Here is a 1,465-nt window from a genome sequence, read left to right as displayed (position 1 = left end):
TCGGCCGCCGGGGCAGCCCGCAGCCAGTAATGCTCGTGGTCGAACGCATACGTTGGCAGATCAACCTGCCCGGCCCCAGCACCCGCCGGCAGCACGCCGGTCCAGTCAACGGGCACACCCCGCACAAAAAGCTCGGCCGCCGCCGCGAGAAGGGTCTGCACCTCCGGACGGCCGTCACGCAAGGCAGCGACGCAAGCCGCCCCCTCACCAGCCGACTCCTCCACAACGCTCGACAACGCCGCACCCGGGCCGAACTCGACGAACACCACATCACCGCCACCGACCACCGCCGACACGACACCGTCGGCAAAGCGAACCGGACGGCGGACATGATCGACCCAATACCGTGGGGCGGTGAGCTGCCCCGGCTCGACAAGCTGCCCGGTCACATTCGAAACCACCGGAAACCTCGGCTCCGACCACGTCACTCGGGACAGCACGGAGGCGAACTCGTCGAGCATCGGCTCCATCAACACCGAATGAAACGCATGACTGACCGCAAGCCGCTTGGTCTTGCGGCCCTGTCCCGCCAACTTCGCCGCCACAGCCAGCACGGCATCCTCAACACCCGAAAGCACCACCGACGCCGGACCGTTGACCGCCGCCAGATCCACACCCGGCCCCAGCAACCCCGCAACCTCATCCTCCGACGCCGCCACGGCAACCATCACCCCACCCGACGGCAACGCCTGCATCAACCGACCACGAGCCGCCACTACCGCAGCAGCATCCGCAAGCGACAACACCCCCGCCACATGCGCCGCAGTAATCTCACCGATCGAGTGGCCCATCACCGCATCCGGCTTCACACCCCACGACTCAACCAGCCGGAACAACGCCGTCTCCACCGCGAACAGACCCGCCTGCGTAAACAACGTCTGACCCAGATCACCGGCCTCGCCAAGGATCACATCCCTGACCGAATGCTCCACCCAGCCCGACAACTGCCCGTCCAGCGCCGCACACACCTCATCGAAGGCATCCGCGAACACCGGGAACCGGCCATACAACTCACGGCCCATCCCCACCCGCTGCGACCCCTGCCCCGGAAACACCAACACCGTCCGAACCAAAGCAGCGCCACCGGACGACCCCCCGCTGACCACACCAGGATGCGACTCGCCCCGCGCCAGCGCACCAAGACCTGACAAGGCCTCCTCCCGCGAACCCGCCACCACCACCGCACGCTCGGACAACACCGCCCGCTGAGCAACCAGCGCACCAGCCAGATCCCTCAGCGGCACCTCCTCACCCGACTCCACACAGGATGCAAGCCGCTCCGCCTGCCCCACCAGCGAACCAGCACTCCCCGCCGACACCACCAACGGCACCACAACGTCGACGACGTCCGCCATCGGCTCCGGCTCGGCCGGCACTGCAGGCTGCTCCACAGGAGCCTGCTCCAGAATCAGGTGCGCGTTCGTCCCACTGATACCAAAGGAGGACACACCGGCCCGGCGCGGCC

Annotated in this window: 1 protein-coding gene; it reads right to left on the bottom strand. The window is 67.5% G+C overall.

All coding sequences use genetic code 11. From position 1 onward, the window contains the following. On the bottom strand, window positions 1-1,465 hold a 1,465-nt coding region (locus tag M2283_RS51520), incomplete at both ends, for a type I polyketide synthase (protein ID WP_280883568.1).

It is taken from the genome of Streptomyces pseudovenezuelae (assembly GCF_029892565.1).
Classification (GTDB): Bacteria; Actinomycetota; Actinomycetes; order Streptomycetales; family Streptomycetaceae; genus Streptomyces; species Streptomyces pseudovenezuelae_A.
This window is presented reverse-complemented; position numbering and strand designations above follow the sequence as displayed.